Origin of the sequence: Phytobacter sp. V69, assembly GCF_965644215.1 — a bacterium.
GTDB lineage: Bacteria > Pseudomonadota > Gammaproteobacteria > Enterobacterales > Enterobacteriaceae > Phytobacter.
This window is the reverse complement of record NZ_CBFFRL010000047.1, coordinates 1-16843: the sequence shown is the minus strand read 5'-3', so window position 1 is coordinate 16843 and position 16843 is coordinate 1. Positions and strand designations below refer to the sequence as shown.

The 16843-nt window shown below is 56.1% G+C and carries 16 protein-coding genes; 9 read left to right on the top strand and 7 right to left on the bottom strand.

Features of this window, described 5'->3' with window-relative positions; genetic code table 11:
• Position 1 precedes the first annotated feature (1 nt).
• The 5 genes from ACSZPU_RS08975 to ACSZPU_RS08955 all read right to left on the bottom strand — a co-directional run bounded on the left by ACSZPU_RS08975 (position 2) and on the right by ACSZPU_RS08955 (position 5179).
• On the bottom strand, positions 2-472 hold the full coding sequence (locus tag ACSZPU_RS08975; protein ID WP_498997722.1) for a NanQ anomerase/TabA/YiaL family protein: 471 nt from the start codon (positions 470-472) through the stop codon (positions 2-4).
• Positions 469-1632, bottom strand: coding sequence for a sialidase family protein (locus tag ACSZPU_RS08970; protein WP_498997720.1), 1164 nt, complete (start codon positions 1630-1632; stop codon positions 469-471). Before ACSZPU_RS08970 ends, ACSZPU_RS08975 begins: the two co-directional genes overlap by 4 nt.
• 1 nt (position 1633) lies before the next feature.
• Positions 1634-3058 (bottom strand): sodium:solute symporter family protein, encoded by a 1425-nt coding sequence (locus ACSZPU_RS08965; protein WP_498997719.1) that lies wholly within the window; start codon positions 3056-3058, stop codon positions 1634-1636.
• 75 nt (positions 3059-3133) lie between these two features.
• The gene (locus ACSZPU_RS08960) at positions 3134-4018 is read right to left on the bottom strand and encodes a dihydrodipicolinate synthase family protein (protein WP_498997716.1); all 885 of its coding nucleotides are present in this window, start codon (positions 4016-4018) and stop codon (positions 3134-3136) included.
• Between the two features lie 21 nt (positions 4019-4039).
• Complete coding sequence (locus tag ACSZPU_RS08955) at positions 4040-5179, bottom strand: iron-containing alcohol dehydrogenase (RefSeq protein ID WP_498997714.1); 1140 nt, start codon at positions 5177-5179, stop codon at positions 4040-4042.
• A gap of 176 nt (positions 5180-5355) precedes the next feature.
• On the opposite strand from ACSZPU_RS08955, the gene dtnK reads away from it, so the two are divergent.
• The 3 genes from dtnK to ACSZPU_RS08940 are packed head-to-tail and all read left to right on the top strand — an operon-like array spanning position 5356 to position 8333.
• On the top strand, positions 5356-6591 hold the full coding sequence (gene dtnK / locus ACSZPU_RS08950; protein ID WP_498997712.1) for a D-threonate kinase: 1236 nt from the start codon (positions 5356-5358) through the stop codon (positions 6589-6591).
• Positions 6584-7570: a D-threonate 4-phosphate dehydrogenase gene (locus tag ACSZPU_RS08945; protein ID WP_498997709.1), complete on the top strand. Its 987-nt coding sequence runs from the start codon at positions 6584-6586 to the stop codon at positions 7568-7570. Before dtnK ends, ACSZPU_RS08945 begins: the two co-directional genes overlap by 8 nt.
• A 1-nt stretch (position 7571) precedes the next feature.
• Complete coding sequence (locus ACSZPU_RS08940; protein ID WP_498997707.1) at positions 7572-8333, top strand: DeoR/GlpR family DNA-binding transcription regulator; 762 nt, start codon at positions 7572-7574, stop codon at positions 8331-8333.
• A 13-nt stretch (positions 8334-8346) separates the two neighbouring features.
• Here the strand turns inward: ACSZPU_RS08940 and ACSZPU_RS08935 are convergent, their stop codons facing one another.
• Complete coding sequence (locus ACSZPU_RS08935) at positions 8347-9291, bottom strand: L-lactate dehydrogenase (protein ID WP_498997704.1); 945 nt, start codon at positions 9289-9291, stop codon at positions 8347-8349.
• Positions 9292-9439: 148 nt separating this feature from the next.
• Between ACSZPU_RS08935 and ACSZPU_RS08930 the strand changes: the two genes are divergently transcribed.
• Entirely contained in the window at positions 9440-9922 is a 483-nt protein-coding gene (locus ACSZPU_RS08930) for a GNAT family N-acetyltransferase (protein WP_498997702.1), read from the top strand.
• On the opposite strand, the gene ptrR is transcribed toward ACSZPU_RS08930, so the two are convergent.
• On the bottom strand, positions 9876-10754 hold the full coding sequence (gene ptrR, locus ACSZPU_RS08925; protein ID WP_498997700.1) for a putrescine utilization regulator PtrR: 879 nt from the start codon (positions 10752-10754) through the stop codon (positions 9876-9878). The two genes, ACSZPU_RS08930 and ptrR, sit on opposite strands and share 47 nt — an antisense overlap.
• A 104-nt stretch (positions 10755-10858) precedes the next feature.
• Here ptrR and sad point away from each other — a divergent pair, with 104 nt between their 5' ends.
• The 5 genes from sad to ACSZPU_RS08900 all read left to right on the top strand — a co-directional run bounded on the left by sad (position 10859) and on the right by ACSZPU_RS08900 (position 16811).
• Positions 10859-12247 carry a succinate-semialdehyde dehydrogenase gene (gene sad, locus ACSZPU_RS08920; RefSeq protein WP_498997697.1) on the top strand — a complete coding sequence of 463 codons (1389 nt, stop codon included), beginning with the start codon at positions 10859-10861 and terminating at the stop codon, positions 12245-12247.
• Between the two features lie 102 nt (positions 12248-12349).
• Positions 12350-13939 (top strand): methyl-accepting chemotaxis protein, encoded by a 1590-nt coding sequence (locus ACSZPU_RS08915; RefSeq protein WP_498997695.1) that lies wholly within the window; start codon positions 12350-12352, stop codon positions 13937-13939.
• 61 nt (positions 13940-14000) lie between these two features.
• Positions 14001-14915, top strand: a complete 915-nt coding sequence (gene glsB / locus ACSZPU_RS08910; RefSeq protein WP_498997742.1) for a glutaminase B — start codon at positions 14001-14003, stop codon at positions 14913-14915.
• Positions 14915-15271 carry a DUF4186 domain-containing protein gene (locus tag ACSZPU_RS08905; protein ID WP_498997693.1) on the top strand — a complete coding sequence of 119 codons (357 nt, stop codon included), beginning with the start codon at positions 14915-14917 and terminating at the stop codon, positions 15269-15271. Before glsB ends, ACSZPU_RS08905 begins: the two co-directional genes overlap by 1 nt.
• A 124-nt stretch (positions 15272-15395) precedes the next feature.
• The gene (locus ACSZPU_RS08900) at positions 15396-16811 is read left to right on the top strand and encodes a GGDEF domain-containing protein (protein ID WP_498997692.1); all 1416 of its coding nucleotides are present in this window, start codon (positions 15396-15398) and stop codon (positions 16809-16811) included.
• Positions 16812-16843: the final 32 nt, after the last annotated feature.

Genomic DNA, 16843 nt, shown 5'->3' with positions numbered 1-16843 from the left:
TTTACACCTCCAGCAGCGTGCGCGGAACTTTAAACACCGCTTTGCGGATCGTCATCGGTTCTGCCGCCGCGCACAGGGCCTGGTGCGGCTCGCCCGGTAAAAACACCGCAAAATCACCCGCCTGCAATAACATGCTCACCGGCAGTTCGGCGGTGGTGGTGATAAACAGATCCGGCTTACGCTCCTCATCGGTTGCCAGAGGCGCGTACTGCGTACCGGCACAGATTATCTCTTCACCTGTCAGCAATACCTGAATATCTGCCCACTGGTGGTGATATTCCGTATGGCGGACTTCACGCAGTTGCGTATTGGCCGGGCCGACGGTGCAGAACCACTCTGCACCGGACAACTGAAACCGGCCATCGTCGCGCGCCTGCAGTTCATCGAATGCACACTGAGGAAGCGCGAGGATATCGCGCAGTACCGCAGGCAACCCTGCCTGCGGCAGGGCGTCAAGATTGCCAAAAATCACACTGACTCCTTAACCCATTCCGGCGATACGCGAACGTATTTAATCGCTTGGCGGAAATAGGTATAAGCGATATGCAAACTGCCGTCCGCACCTTGTTTGATGCTCGGGTAGGAGAACTCGCGGTTCAGTTTTTCCTGTGAGTTATTGGTCATGCAATAGCCGTCACCTTCGTCCAGATGACGTTGCCACGGCCAGCTTTTCCCGCCGTCAGGCGAAATTGCCACGGTCATCGGCGCACGCGGTGCACCCCAGAACGCGCTGCGACCGCTGGTCACTTCCGGTTCTTTGCGGCTATCGCCATCGTCGATTTCGTCATACAGCGAAGCACGACGTTCCTGCGCACCGGCGGCACTCATGTAGTTAAAGACCAATGCCAGATTGCCGTCCGCCAGCGTCGTAACCTGAATGGACGAGTTGTTGTTTGGTAACGTTGTCGGCTCCGGCACGGACCAGCTTTCACCGCCGTCGGTCGACTGGCTGTAATAGATGTTATCCGCCCAGCGACTGCGGAAAAGCGCAACCAGGGTTCCATTGTGCAGTGCAGCGATGTTCATGTGCACGCAACCAAGGCTTTCCGGGACTTCCACATCGCGCCAGGTTTTCCCCTGGTCGGCGGAGATTTTTACCGCGCTGATGTCATCATTACCGACCCATTTCTCGCCCGGTTTGGTGCGGCAATAGAAGACCGGCAGCAGCCAGTTGCCATTTTCCAGCACGGTGAGCGGCTGGCGAATAAAGGTGCCCGGTTTATCCAGCAGGGTGGCGATCTCGCCCCAGCTCGCGCCAAGGTCATTCGACTGGCAGTAGCGCACAATTGCCGTGTCCTGATTGCCGGAAAGCTGGGCGGTCCACATCAGCCACAGCACGTTATCCGGGGCGAGGAACAGCACCGGGTTTTGCTCGGAACGGCTGGCATCTTCAGACAGTTTTACCGCCTCGCTCCAGCTGTCGCTGCCCGGTGCGAGGCGCGAGCCCCACACGGAAATATCCGCAACGCCTTCCTGGGTGCCGCCAAACCAGACGCACATCAGCGTGCCATCGGGCAGCGGCAGAATGTTGGCCGCGTGGTTTTGCGGGCAGGGTGAGGGCAGCATCGCGCTGATGACACGAGCATCTTCTTGCTGACGTAATACGCCATCGCGATTAACAGTAACGGACATATCAAACTCCACTATTTTGTACAGGTGTTGGTGCTTTTGTTTTCGCCTTCGCGTGTGCTTTGTTCGGGATAATGCGGTCCAGGGCCATAATCACCGCCGGAGTAATCAGCGCGATATACATGTTGTTGATACCGAACGGGTCGCCCAGCACATACCACAGTGATGTCACGACGCAGGAGCCAATCAGGCCAGCGTTCGCGCCACGGGTGCTTTTAAAGAACGGCGCATAGAAGGCAATCACCGCAACCACCGTGATGGACAGACGGATAGCACGGGTAAAGAACGACAGTTTCAGCACTTCCGGAACCAGCAGCACGAAAATCAGCGGCAGGAAGCCAATCAGTAACGATAACCAGCGCGTGGCTTTAAATTCTTGCTCTGGCGTTGGGTTACGGTAAGGCACATAGAAATCTTTCACCACCAGCGAGGCGATAGCCAATGCCACGGTACTGACGCTCACGAAAATGGATGCAACAAGTGACGTTGTCACGAGTCCGGCAATCCATGGGTTCATGTCCTGCAGGAAAATCGGCATTGCATACAGGCTGTTAATTTCCGGGTGCAGGTATTTTGCCGCCACGCCGATAACGGCGATCGCCAGCGCAATCGGCATACAGAAGAAAAATGCAATCCAGGTGGAACGCTTCGCAGACTGCACATCTTTGGTCGAACAGATGGCCTGAATCACGAACTGGGTACAGAAAATGGAGCCGATAGTCCCAATCAACCAGGCGAAAATGGTGCTGGCACCGAAGTTACCGTCCCAGGTCCAGTAGAAGTCCGGCATTTTCTGGACCATCGGGGTGAAACCACCGGTTTTGTACAGTGCAAAACCCATGATGACCAGAATACCGAAGTACTTAAGCGCACTGTGCAGCAGGGTAACCCAGGCCACGCCTTTCATCCCGCCGTAGGCAAAGTAGAAGGTACTGACGATGGCGGTAATAAAGGCGGCCACCGGCAGGCTCACTTTTAATACCGTAGAAATCGCCGCCGCGCCGCTCACGTAGTTGCCGACGTTCACCAGTAGCAAGGCATAAATCATGATGATAGAAATGATGTTTTTGGTGCTGTTGCCGTACTTCTCTGCAATCGCGCCGGAGATAGTAATTTTGCCGGTGTTATAAATACGTTTGACCAGCAGCAGGCCGAAAATCGGGAAGCCGATCGCCGCACCCAGTACCGACCAGGAGGCAGCGATCCCGCCTTCGAAGGCCGCCTGTGCGGTACCGACGGTTGATTTCGCGCCAATGTATTCAGACATTAATAAGATACCAACGATAAAGGCCGGCATCGCGCGGGAGCCTTCCATAAAGTCGCCGGAGTTTTTACTGCGTAAACGGAACGTAAGCCAGGTGGTAAAGACGATATAGGCAATGACTATACCGACAATTATCAGGGTATCTTGTGAAGTAAACGTGTTCATCTTTGCCTCTCTTTGGGGCGAGTGAAGCCAGGGCACCTGAGGTGCCCAATATTCTAATGACGAATGAAAAACGCCTTAACGCACGTACTGCGTTACGATCTGGCGAATTTGCTGTTGTTGTTCTTCGGTAAATGACACGGCATAACGACTTTCGCCGACGTTATAGCCCATCAGTTGCACTGCTTTTTTAACCGCCGCCGGAGAGAAACCTACGCTATATAAATCGGTGCGCAGTCCGGTGACATTTTCTTGTGCCTGACGAGAGCCTTCAACGTCGCCTGCGTTGAAATGCGACCAGATCGCATTAATTTCGTTCGGGGCGACGTTAGCAAGGCCGGAGATACAGGCCGAGCAACCTTCCACGAATCCCCGGTGAATCAGGGAGTCCGGACCGTTAAGGACATTGAAATTCTCCATGTCCTTCACCGCGTTCAGAAAACCACTCAGGCTTTCATAGCTTCCTGCGCTATCTTTAATCCCAATAATGTTCGGATGCTGAGCCAGCACGCGAACCGTTTGCGGTTCAAGCGTATTCCCGGTGCGGGCAGGAATGTTGTACAGAAATACCGGTACGCTGAGGGCATCAGCGACGGCGGTATAATGGGTAATTAATTCGTTTTGTTTTAAGGGGACAAAATACGGGGTGATCACGGAAACCGCGTCGACGCCCAGTTTTTCAATTTGTTTACCCAGACGGATGGTTTCGCGGGTAGAGATCTCACCAATGTGTGCCACCACATTGGCGCGACCGGCCACCTCATCAACGCAGGCTGCGGTGACGGTGATTTTTTCCTGCTCATTGAGCACAAAAAACTCGCCGTTTGTGCCGCCGCAGAAAATGCCGTTGCCGGCCCTCAGTTGGCGATTGACCTGTTCTTTCAGTGACTGAACATGCAATCCGCCTTCTGCATCAAAAGGCGTGACGATCGCCGTCAGTACGCCTTCAATTTTCTTACTCATTACACATCTCTCCATGAAAGATCATTTAAACAATGTCTGGTAAATCTCTTGCACGGCGCTGTGATCGACGGTGCAAGGGGCATTATTCATCAAGCGTTTAACGTTCAGGGCGGCATCGGCCAGCGACGGAATATCCGCGTGCGGTACCCCCAGCGCCTCCAGGTTGTCCGGCAGGTTGAGGCGTTTAACCAGCGCGGCAAAGTAATCGACCAGCGCGTGGGATTTATCCTCATCGCCGAGCGTGGTGTCGGCGTCAGGAACGAGATCCCACACCTGAGCAAATTTTTCGACGGCGTACGGGCGCACCACTTTCATGCACGGGGCCAGCAGAATGGCGTTCGCCACGCCGTGCGGCAGGTGGTATTTGCCACCCAGCGGATAGGAGAGTGCGTGTACCAGATGGGTCCCGGCGTGGGTGATCGCCGCACCGCCGTAATAAGAGGCCCACAGCATTTCGAGACGCGCGGTCAGGTTATGCGGCTCGCTGACGGCGGTTTCGATGTTGTGCAGCAGCTTGCGCAGGCCGGTCAGGGCCACGTTGTCGCTCACCGGGTTGGCGATCGTGGCGGTAAAGCACTCGATCAGATGGCACAGGGCATCGATTCCGGTAGAAGAGGCAATATGTGCGGGCATGCTGGTGGTCAGTTCCGGCAGCAGGGCAACATAATCCGGCAGCAGCACCGGAGAGATGATGCCCACTTTGGTGTTCTGTTCCGGGATCGCCAGAATCGCGTTCGGTGTCGCTTCGGAACCGGTACCTGCGGTGGCCGGAATCAATAGAGAAGGCACGCGTGCAGTCGGTTTTTCACCCGCCAGCAGGGCATCAAGGCCCGGTGAACGCGGGTGATAAAGTACTGATAACAGTTTCGTGACGTCGAGAACGCTGCCACCGCCAATACCCACCACCAGATCAAAGGCCGCCTCTGGCGCATCGCCGAGAATACGGGAGACATCATGCTGGCTGGGTTCTGGCGGTACGTTGTCAATAATCTGTACCTGTCGGCCTTCCGCCTGCAGCAGCGTCAGAATCTGCTGCGTCACGGCAAGCTTGATAACGTTGCCGTCGCTGACCAGTAAGAGTGTCTTTTTACCCGTAAGCAATGGCGCGATAGCGGGAATGGCCCCTGCGCCGCTTATCAGGGTACTGTTTATTGTTACCACAACGTTCTCCTGTCTGTCTTATGTGGTGATTGAACTCAATCAACATTTTTCAATCACGGTCACTGTATGGCATAAATTTATAATTTATTCGCAAATTAAATAAGTTGATCTTGCTCACATATAATCAATTATGATTGAATATAATCATATTCAGAACGTAACGACCCGGAGTAGGGATGAACAAACCAATCTCGGACCAACAAGTGGTGATTCTGGCCGATGACTTCACTGGCGCGAACGATGCGGGCGTGAGCCTGGCGCAGGCAGGGATGCGTGTAGAAGTGGCGCTGGAGGTGGCGTATCAAAGCGACGCGCAGGCGCTAATTTATAACAGTGACAGCCGCGCGCTGACGGCCGATGCGGCCAAAGAGAAGGTCGCTGCGCTGACCGACAGCGTCCTGCGCCAGTACTCACCGGCGTGGCTGGTGAAAAAGATAGATTCCACGCTGCGCGGTAATCCTGGAACCGAAGTGATGGCCATGCAGCAGGTTACGGGGGCGGCGGCGGTGATTATCGCCCCGGCGTTTCCGGCGGCAGGGCGCATTACCCGTGAAGGGAAATGCCTGGTGAATGGCGTACTTCTCACTGACACCGAGTTTGCCAGCGACCCGAAAACGCCGATCGCCAGTGCGGATGTCGGTGCGCTCTTTAGTGTGCGTAGCCAGAACATTACGCCCGCACAGTTGCCCGTTGCGCTGGCGAGCGGCAGTGCGCAAACGCCGGCGCTGCTGGTGGTGGATGCGCAAACGGACGCCGATCTGGATGAAATTATCACCCATGCCATGCAGGCGAGCGAAAGGCCGCTGCTGGTGGGTTCCGCCGGGCTGTGTGACGCCTTGTCACGCCGTCTGGCACCGGAAAAACAGGCGGTGGTGCTGGCGGTTGTCGGCTCAATGAGTGAAATCGCTCAAAAACAGGTGAGCGTCGCCGCGCAGCATCCACGCTGTGAACACATCTTTATTGATATCAATGATGTCTTCCAGCTGTCTGCCACCGACCACCGCGCCGCGATTATCACCGCGCTTAACGCGGGCAAACACTGTCTGGTGCATACCTGCCCGGATGATCAGGCGCGCCATCAGGTGGCGGCGCTGTGTGAACGCTGGGAGCTGAGCCGGGCAGAGTGCGGTGAGCGTATTTGTGATTATTTGGGCGCGCTCACCCGTGACGTCCTGCAATCCAGTACGCCAGACGGTATTTATGTTTCCGGCGGCGATGTGGCGATAGCCGTCGCCCGCGCGCTGGGGGCAAAAGGGTTTCAGATTCGTGGGCGCGCCGCAGGCTGCGTGCCATGGGGATATTTTTCAGGTTGCGAATGGCAACGACCAGTGATGACCAAAGCAGGCGGTTTTGGTGACGAAACCACTTTGCTCAAGGTTTTGCATTTTATTGAGGAGAAGTCGAGTGTCTAACATTATTGCCGTAACGATGGGCGATCCTGCGGGGATCGGTCCGGAGATTATTATTAAATCGCTGGTCGAAGGGGAACTGTCCGGGGCACCGGTTGTGGTTGTCGGCTGTGCTCAAACGTTTAACCGTATTCTGGCACTGAACGTCACGCCGCATGCGGAACTGCGCATTATCAATCAGGTCAGCGACGCCCATTTTGCGCCTGGCGTGATTAACGTACTCGATGAGCCGCTGGCGGATCCGCAGGCACTGGAGCCTGGCAAAGTGCAGGCTCAGGCGGGCGATCTGGCCTACCGCTGCGTGCGTCGTGCGACCGAACTGGCGATGGCCGGTGAAGTGAAAGCCATTGCCACCGCACCGCTGAATAAAGAAGCGCTGCATTTAGGCGGTCACCACTATCCGGGTCACACCGAACTGCTGGCGAAGCTGACCAACATCAACGACTATGCGATGGTGCTCTATACCGACAAACTCAAAGTGATTCACGTCACCACCCATATCGCGCTGCGTAAATTCCTCGATACCCTCAATCAGGATCGCATCAAGACGGTTATCCGCGTGGCGGACAGCTTCCTCAAACGCGTCGGCTTTGAAAACCCGCGAATCGCGGTCGCCGGGGTCAACCCGCACGCCGGGGAAAATGGCCTGTTTGGTGATGAAGAGATCACCACCGTAGGTCCGGCGGTTGAAGCTATGAAAGCCCAGGGGCTCAATGTTTACGGCCCGTGCCCGCCGGATACGGTCTTTATGCAGTGTCATGAAGGCATGTATGACATCGTGGTGGCGATGTACCACGATCAGGGGCATATTCCGTTAAAATTGCTGGGCTTTTACGATGGGGTTAATATCACTGCTGGCTTGCCGTTTATCCGCACTTCTGCGGATCATGGCACAGCATTTGATATCGCCTGGACCGGAAAAGCGAAACCGGAGAGTATGGCGGTTTCCATCCAGTTAGCTATGCAAATCACACGGGAATAATATGAAGGGATATAACCGGTTAGAACAGATTATGGATTATCTGAAAGGCCATAATCTGGTAACGGTAGACCAACTGGTGACGATAACCAATGCGTCCCCGGCCACCATTCGCCGCGATCTGATCAAGCTCGATCAGGAAGGGGTGATCAGCCGTTCACACGGCGGCGTTACCCTTAACCGGTTTATCCCCTCGCAGCCGACAACGCTGGAGAAAATGCAGCGCAATTTGTCGGAAAAACACGCCATTGCCTGTGCCGCCGCGTCGCTGGTGAAGGCCGGTGACGCCATTGTGCTGGATGCAGGTACCACCATGATTGAATTCGCTCGTCAGCTCACGCATCTGCCGCTGCGGGTGATCACCAGCGATCTGCACATCGCGCTGTTCCTGTCGGAATTTAAGCAAATCGAAGTGACCATTATTGGTGGGCGAATCGATGACAGCAGCCAGTCCTGCATTGGCGACCATGGTCGCAAACTGTTGCAGGGCATCTGGCCGGATCTGGCGTTTGTCAGCTGTAACGGCTGGGATCTGGAAAAAGGCATCACCTCGCCAACCGAAGAGAAAGCGGCGCTGAAACGGGCGTTAATTGATAATGCGCAGCGTCGGGTGCTGCTGGCCGACAGCAGTAAATACGGGGCGTGGTCGCTGTTTAACGTGGCCCGTCTTGATTCGCTGACGGACATTGTCACCGACGGTCAGTTGGGTGACGATATCCGCCAGAAACTTGCCGTACTGCCCGCCCGGTTAACCATCGCGGAATAACCGGGTCGCGGCCTCAGGGCAGGCGCGCGATATTGGCTTTGATCACCGACACGGAGTGGTTGAATTTCGCCACTTCGTCCTCTTCCAGCTGTAACTCAATAATCTGCTGTACGCCGCTCTGGGTCAGTACCGCCGGAACGCCGATAGCGACATCGTTCACGCCATACTCGCCGTCCAGCACGCAGGAGATTGCCAGCGCCCGGTGGCTACCGGTAAAGATATTGCGGCAGATTTCAGCAATCGTCCCGGCAATACCGTATTCGGTGCAGCCTTTGCGGGCGTAAATTTCAAAACCGTGCTTGCGCACGCTCTCCGCCAGCCCGTCAAAATCGATGGTCTGCCCGGTGCGACGTTTCCAGACATCGGCAATCGGTGAGCCGTAAACGGACGAGTGCGACCACACCGGGAACTGGGTATCGCCATGCTCGCCCAGAATAAAGGCATCAATACTCTGCGCGCCGATATCCAGCGTTTGCGCCAGCGCGCGACGCAGACGGGTGGTGTCGAGCCACACGCCGGTGCCGATCACCTGGCTGCGCGGTAATCCTGATAGCTTCCAGACCTGCCAAGTGATGATATCGCACGGGTTAGTGGCAATCAGGAAAATGCCGTTGAAGCCGTTTGCCATCATCTGCGGCACGATATTTTTCACGATCCGCGCGGTGTTTTGCAGCTCATCCAGACGCGTCTGACCCGGTTTAAGCGGGCCACCGGAGACGGTGATGACCGCAATGTCCACATCGGCGCAGTCTGCGGCATCGCGACTGCTGATGCGCATCATGCCCGGCATATACGCGGCGGCATCCGCCAAATCCTGCACGTGACCTTCAACGCGATCGCGGTTCAAATCAACAAGGATCAACTCTTCGGCGATATTCTGGTTCAGCAGGGCGTAGGCGGCAGAGGCGCCAACATTGCCGGTACCGATGATCATCACTTTGCGGGCTCTGGTATTCATTTCACTTCCGTTAACAGGATTACGCGTGAGCGTAAATTACCGCCGCAGGCGCGTTTTATGCAATCCAGGCAGGAATATATAAGTTAATTGTATGGCTAAGTGAGCAGGGTTTGCGCGTAATTTAACAGAACAATAACAGGAGAGCGCTATGTATACCTTTACCCCTGCCACGGCGAGCCAGCCGGATGTTCGCGCACTGATCGCCGAGCTTGATGCGTATCAGGCGCAACTTTACCCGGCAGAAAGCAACCACCTGCTGGATCTGGCCGCTTTGCCGCCAGAAAAAGTCATCATGCACGCCATTATCCATGCTTCCGGCGAAATGGTCGGCTGCGGGGCGATTGTGCTTAACGATGATGGCACCGGTGAGATGAAACGGGTGTTTATTGATGAGCGCCATCGCGGGCAACATCTGGGGGAAAAACTGCTGGATGCGCTGGAGAGCGCGGCCCTTGAACGCGGGTGTCATACGCTGCGCCTGGAAACCGGCATTAAACAGCAGGCGGCGATACGCCTTTACACGCGCTGCGGCTATCAGCAGCGCGATGCGTTCGCCCCGTATGCGGAAGACCCGCTCAGCATTTTTATGGAAAAGTTGCTGACTGCGGATCTGCGTTTAGCAATTCTATAAAGGCATCCAGGTGGCGAGTTTTCGCGCCGCGCCGCCACACCAGCCAGGTGTTCAGCCAGCGCCAGTTCTCCGCCAGCGGCCATACGCCAACTTGGTGGTGACCGGGCATACTTTCCAGCATGCTGCGTGGGATTAGCGCCAGTCCGGCCCCGGCAATCACGCAGGCCAGCATGCCGTGGTAGGACTCCATTTCGTGGATTTTACCCGGCGTGGCCTGATCGGCATGAAACCAGCTCTCGAAATGGCGGCGATAAGAACAATTGGCGCGAAACGCATAAATACTGGATCCGTTGACCTGGGCGGCACGGGTGATGGGGTCGTGGCCGTGTGGCGCGACGATCATCATCTCTTCGCGATAAACCGGAATGCCCTCCAGCCCCGGATGCATCACCGGGCCATCAACAAAAGCGGCGCTCAGGGTGCCGTCGAGAATACCGTCGATCATGGTGCCAGATGGCCCGGTTGCCAGATCAAACTGAATACGCGGGTAGCGCTGATTGTATTTTGCCAGCGTCGCCGGAATGCGCACCGCAGCGGTGCTCTCCAGCGAGCCGAGTGAGAACAGTCCCTGCGGCTCATCACCGGCCACCACCATCCGCGCTTCATCAACCAGCGCGAGGATCTGCTGGCTGTAGCGTAAAAAACTGTGCCCGGCGGGGGAAAGACGCAGCCGCTGGTTTTCACGAATGAAGAGATCCACCCCAAGATCCGCCTCTAACTGGCGAATGCGGGTGGTGAGATTCGACGGTACACGATGCACTTTTTGCGCGGCCTGGGTAATGCTGCCGGTTTGCGCCACGGCGTTGAACATCTCAAGCTGCGTTAAATCCATAGTGTTCTCCATTCGTGAACAGTGAAGTTAATATTATTCAGTTTTCAGAAATAGCAAATTCAGCGACCATAGCGCAATACCTGAACAGCGAAAGCGAGAGAATTATGTCAATTTCATCTGCCACCCATGCTATTTCCGTTAACCCGGTAACCGGGGAAACCCTGTCTGCCACTCCCTGGGCCAGCCGTGAAGATGTCGACGCTGCGCTGGAACTTGCCGCCAGTGGTTACCGCCAGTGGCGTAAAACAAGCCTTGCAGAACGTGCGAAGACGCTACGTGCGGTGGGGGCGGTACTGCGCAATCACGGCGAAGCCATGGCGCAGTTGATTTCACAAGAGATGGGCAAACCGATAGCCCAGGCGCGCGGCGAAGTCACCAAGTCTGCCAACCTGTGTGACTGGTACGCCGAACACGGCCCGGCGATGCTCGGCTCAGAAGCCACCCTGGTCGAAAACAACCGTGCGACCATTGAATACCGTCCGATCGGGGCGATTCTGGCGGTGATGCCGTGGAATTTCCCGCTGTGGCAGGTGCTGCGCGGTGCGGTGCCGATTCTGCTGGCGGGCAACAGCTATCTGCTTAAACACGCGCCGAACGTGCTGGGCTGTGCGGATCTGATGGGCAAAATTTTTGCCGAAGCCGGCGTACCGCAGGGCGTGTTTGGTTGGGTGAATGCCACTAACGACGGCGTGAGTCAGGCAATTAACGACCCGCGTATTGCGGCGGTGACGGTCACCGGCAGCGTGCGTGCCGGGGCGGCAATTGGCGCCCAGGCCGGTGCGGCGCTGAAAAAATGCGTTCTGGAACTGGGCGGTTCCGATCCCTTTATCGTGCTGAGCGATGCGGATCTCGATCTGGCGGTGAAAGCGGCGGTGGCCGGACGTTATCAGAATACCGGGCAGGTATGTGCGGCGGCGAAACGTTTTATTGTGGAAGCCAGCATCGCCGATGCCTTCACAGAGAAATTTATTGCCGCAGCGGCGGCGTTACCCCAGGGCGAGCCGCTGGATGAGAAAACCTACCTCGGCCCGATGGCGCGTTATGACCTGCGCGATGAGCTGCACGCTCAGGTCCTGGCGACCGTCAGCGAAGGGGCAACGCTGGCACTGGGCGGCGAAAAACCGGCGGGGGCAGGGAACTACTACCCGGCAACCGTGCTGACTCATGTGACGCCAGAGATGACCGCCTTCCGTCAGGAGATGTTTGGCCCGGTGGCCGCCATCACCGTAGCGCGCGATGCGGAACATGCGCTGGCGCTGGCCAATGACAGTGATTTTGGGCTGTCGGCCACCGTCTTTACCGCAAATGCGGCGCTGGCGGACGATTTTGCCGCGCGTCTGGAATGCGGTGGGGTCTTTATTAACGGTTACAGCGCCAGTGATGCCCGCGTGGCCTTCGGCGGCGTGAAAAAAAGCGGCTTTGGTCGTGAGCTGTCCCACTTTGGTTTGCATGAGTTCTGTAACGTGCAAACGGTATGGAAAGATCGTCTGTGATCCACCGCGCGCCCTGTACAGGGCGCGCCATCACTGGGTGTCATGATTTCGTCATAATGCTTTCGTAAACTCACGGGCATCGTGAGGTTATAGAAGAATATCATGAACTTAAAGCAAATTTTTCTCCGAATTTTTCGGCGTTTGACACCACGGCAGTTTGGCTTACTGGCAGGTATCTTCTGGATTATCGGATTGTTTTCCGCGCTCCAGATCGCCTCATCGGTCATTCTCACCTTATCGTTTCGCGACGCGCAACATAACGAACAACTCAATCAACAGACCCATTTGCAGCAGGTTAAAGTCGATGAAGCCCGCGTGGCATTACTGGCGGCAAGCGACTTGCTTAACCGTGCAGGCGTCTACTTTATGCAGGACAAAGAAACCGGTTCTGACGGCAGCTGGCACAGTCTGATGGATGAAACGCAGGCGGCGCTGGTCACCTCGCAGAAAGCCTGGCAGGCCTGGCAGGCGTTAAACCCACCGAAAGATGACGGGCTGGTGAACAGTTATCAGCTTTTCTACGGTGCGATCAAAGAGCAGGCCGACGGGCTGGTGAAAACCAATTCGATTGACGCCTTCTTTGCCGTTCCGGCCCAGGCGTTTCAGGCCGACTTCAACGATAACTACGCACGCTTCCAGCAGGCCAGTGAAAAACGGGCCGATGAAGGGCGCTTAACCCTAATGGGCGGACTTGAGCGTTTGCAGCAGGTGTTTGTGCTGGTGCCTGCGCTGCTGGTGATGATCGCCATCGTGGTCTGGTTCGCCATGTCGCGCTGGGTGATCACGCCGCTGCGTCGACTGAGTGGTCATATCAATACCCTTGCCGCCGGTGATCTCTCCACGCCGTTGCCGGACGTCAAACGCTTCAACCGTGAAATTGACCAGATTGGCTTGAGTATCAATACCATGCAACAAGGGTTGCAGCAGTTGGTCAGCCAGGTGAGCACTGCCACCAGCTCGATGGTCAACAATATTGATAGCCTGGCGCAAGGCAACCAGAAGCTGTATCAACAATCGACCCGCCAGGCGCAAGAGCTGGCGGACGTGACGGCCCATATCGCGACACTTGAATCCCATGTCGAAGGCAATACCGGCTATGCGCAGCTTGCCAGTGAACGCGCCGATGAAGCGCGCAAGGTGGCGGCGGGCGGCGACAGTATGATGGACACGGTGAATCAGTCGATGCAGGCGATTGTTGGCCGCGCCTCGGAAATGCGCGGTATCGTTGAGCTGATTGAAGGGGTGGCCTTCCAGACCAATATTCTGGCACTCAACGCGGCCATTGAAGCGGCGCACGCGGGCAACCACGGTCGTGGCTTTGCGGTGGTGGCAAAAGAGGTGGGATTGCTGGCGCGTAAGAGTAGCCATTCGACGCAAACCATCCAGGAGCTGATCAACCACTCCTTACAGGGCATTAACGATGGCACTCATGCGGTAAGCAAACTGGAGAATAACCTGCAGCAGGTTACCGGTCTGGTCGGTCATCTGAGCGGCTTGCTCAACGATATTTCCACGGCGACCTTGAGCCAGGGGGAGAGTATCCACCATATGACCCGCCGTCTGCATTCGTTGAATAACGTAGCGCAGCGCACCGGAGAACTGGTGACTGACGCTACCGAAGCCTCTGTACAGCTACATAACGATTCCCATGCCCTGATGCAGGCCGTTTCCCGTTTTCGTCTCCCGGCCTGATTTTTGGTATACTCGCAGCCCATTTTACGGCTGCGAGTAAGGAACGGATGTGGCGACAGTCATGTATAATGGCGTACTTGAAGCACTGCTTGAGCAGGTACGCCCGCTGATCGGTCAGGGGAAAGTGGCGGACTATATTCCCGCGCTGGCAACCGTCAGCGGGGCGAAATTAGGTATCGCCATTTGTACCGTCAACGGTGAACACTTTCAGGCTGGCGATGCCGACGAGCGGTTTTCCATTCAGTCGCTGTCAAAAGTCCTGAGCCTGGTGGTGGCGATGAACCACTACGAGGAAGACGAAATCTGGACCCGCGTGGGTAAAGACCCGTCTGGACAGCCGTTTAACTCCCTTTTACAGCTGGAAATCGAGCAGGGCAAACCGCGTAACCCGTTTATTAATGCCGGTGCGCTGGTGGTATGTGACATGTTGCAAAGCCGCCTGAGCGCCCCGCGCCAGCGTATGCTGGAAATCGTGCGCAAACTCTCCGCCACGCCGGATATCGCCTTCGACAGCGTGGTGGCCCGCTCGGAATTCGATCACTCCGCCCGCAATGCGGCCATCGCCTGGCTGATGAAATCCTTTAGCAATTTTAACAATGACGTCGCCACGGTGCTGCAAAACTACTTTCACTACTGCGCGCTAAAAATGAGCTGCGTCGAACTGGCGCGCACCTTTCTCTTTCTGGCGGATAAAGGCAGCGCACCGCATCTTGCGCAACCGGTGCTAACCCCACAACAAACGCGGCAGGTCAATGCGCTGATGGCCACCAGCGGGATGTATCAAAATGCCGGGGAGTTTGCCTGGCGCGTGGGGTTACCGGCTAAATCCGGCGTCGGCGGTGGGATCGTGGCGATTGTGCCGCAAGAGATGGCTATCGCCGTGTGGAGCCCGGAACTGGATGAAGCCGGGAATTCGCTGGCGGGGATCGCCTTACTGGAGGCGCTGACCCAGCAACTGGGGCGCTCGGTATACTGATGTCTGACCTTGATCCGCTGTTTGCACGCCTTGCCCGCTCCACCTTCCGTTCCCGTTTTCGACTGGGAACCAAAGAGCGTCAGTACTGCATGGAAAAAGGGGCCGAGGCGATCGCTGCGCATGCAGCCGACTTCGTTGCCCAACGTCTGGCCCCGGCGTTACCGCATAATGACGGCAAACAGACGCCGATGCGCGGCCATCCAGTTTTTATCGCTCAACATGCCACCGCCACCTGCTGTCGGGGTTGCCTGGAAAAATGGCACCGTATTCCAGCGGGGACTGAACTCAGTGAGGTACAGCAGCGCTACATTGTCGGGGTTATTTACCACTGGCTGGTCCTGCAAATGAATTCATAACGCTAATGAATTAGGCTGAATTCTCGTGTTAAAAGCCTGTTATTCATGCATTACATGTTAAGATATAGATTGTTTCTGCCGCTTCTAAACGATCTGCAGCGCCCATAATATGGATTGATATGTAATGCGTGCTCTTTTTTCGCCCACATTTCGCCTGTTGCGAAATGACCAGCCGCTCATCAATGCGGCGGTGATTTTCCTGGTAACCACGCTTTTTTATTTTGTTGGGGCGATGCTGCGTCTGGTCGAGGAGCTCTCGCTCTTCTGGCCATTAAACGCTGTTATGGCAGGGATTTTTGCCCGTTACGCCTTTTTGCATCGCTGGCCTTATTATCTGGTGTGCTATCTGGCGATGATCCTGTACGACGGAGTGACCACGTCGTGGGGCTGGTCGTCGGTGGTGATTAACCTCTCCAACATGGTTTTTATCGTAACCATGGCGCAGCTGGTGCAGCGCGAACAGCGCTTTATGCGCCACTCTCCACAACCGATAAATGCCCTTAATCTTTTCGGCTATTGCCTGGTGTCGGCGATGCTCTGCGCACTCTTTGGTGTGTTCGGCTCAATGGGTGTTGTCATCAACCAGGATTTCCTGATGCTGTTCGGTGACTGGTTCAGTGAGCAATTCTCGACAGGTGTGTTGATCCTGCCGTGTATCCTCACCGCCGTTTGGCCGCGAACGCAGCCGACGTTTAACCGTAAAACAGTGCTGCCGATCCTGGCACTGATTGCCTCCGTGCTGGCTTCCGTGCTGGTGGGAGGGGCGGGCAGTCTGGCCTTTCCGCTGCCGGCACTTATCTGGTGTGCGGTGACGTTCTCCCTGCCGCTGACCTGCCTGCTGACGCTGGTGACCGGCGGGCTGGAAATCATTTTGATGGCCAATGGGGTTATCAATATTTTTGTTGCCTCGCCGATTCAGATGTCGCGGATGTTTTCTGCCCGTCTTGGGATTGCCACCATGGCTGTCTGCCCGGTTATCGTCTCGGTCAGCATGGAGACTATCAACCGCCTGATTCGGCAGGTGTCGCTGCGTGCAGATTACGATTTTCTGACCCGCGTGTACTCGCGTTCGGGGTTATATGAAGCGCTCAACCATGACAGCAACGGCTTTGCCGACAAACACCTGACGGTGATGCTGCTGGATATCGATTACTTCAAGAGCGTCAACGACAATTACGGGCACGAGTGCGGTGACCGGGTGTTGACCTCTTTTGCGCAAAAGATGCGTCAGGAGCTGGGCGACAAAGGGGTCGTTGCGCGAATGGGCGGTGAAGAGTTTGCGGTCGTGGCCACCACGGCCAGCCCGCAGGACGGTTTTTTGCTGGCGGAACGGCTTCGTCAATCGGTTGAATCCCACCTTTTTAACTGGCATGGGCAAACGCTGCGCTTGACGGTCAGTATTGGGCTGAGTAACGGACAAGTGCTTTCCGGCCAACTGACGGATCTTTTCAATAAATTGCTCGCCGAAGCGGATGAGTATCTTTATCGCTCGAAAAGACCCTGTACACGATTCTGTGTAAATGCCTTTTCTCAGAAGTGACCGTCCAGGCGGTCACCGAACTCGATAATAAA

Coding starts and splice junctions, on each gene's coding strand:
- ACSZPU_RS08970 (WP_498997720.1), bottom strand. CDS start 1,632: ATGTCCGTTACTGTTAATCGCGATGGCGTATTACGTCAGCAAGAAGAT.
- ACSZPU_RS08965 (WP_498997719.1), bottom strand. CDS start 3,058: ATGAACACGTTTACTTCACAAGATACCCTGATAATTGTCGGTATAGTC.
- ACSZPU_RS08960 (WP_498997716.1), bottom strand. CDS start 4,018: ATGAGTAAGAAAATTGAAGGCGTACTGACGGCGATCGTCACGCCTTTT.
- dtnK (WP_498997712.1), top strand. CDS start 5,356: ATGAACAAACCAATCTCGGACCAACAAGTGGTGATTCTGGCCGATGAC.
- ACSZPU_RS08940 (WP_498997707.1), top strand. CDS start 7,572: ATGAAGGGATATAACCGGTTAGAACAGATTATGGATTATCTGAAAGGC.
- ACSZPU_RS08935 (WP_498997704.1), bottom strand. CDS start 9,291: ATGAATACCAGAGCCCGCAAAGTGATGATCATCGGTACCGGCAATGTT.
- ACSZPU_RS08930 (WP_498997702.1), top strand. CDS start 9,440: ATGTATACCTTTACCCCTGCCACGGCGAGCCAGCCGGATGTTCGCGCA.
- ptrR (WP_498997700.1), bottom strand. CDS start 10,754: ATGGATTTAACGCAGCTTGAGATGTTCAACGCCGTGGCGCAAACCGGC.
- sad (WP_498997697.1), top strand. CDS start 10,859: ATGTCAATTTCATCTGCCACCCATGCTATTTCCGTTAACCCGGTAACC.
- ACSZPU_RS08915 (WP_498997695.1), top strand. CDS start 12,350: ATGAACTTAAAGCAAATTTTTCTCCGAATTTTTCGGCGTTTGACACCA.
- glsB (WP_498997742.1), top strand. CDS start 14,001: ATGTATAATGGCGTACTTGAAGCACTGCTTGAGCAGGTACGCCCGCTG.
- ACSZPU_RS08905 (WP_498997693.1), top strand. CDS start 14,915: ATGTCTGACCTTGATCCGCTGTTTGCACGCCTTGCCCGCTCCACCTTC.
- ACSZPU_RS08900 (WP_498997692.1), top strand. CDS start 15,396: ATGCGTGCTCTTTTTTCGCCCACATTTCGCCTGTTGCGAAATGACCAG.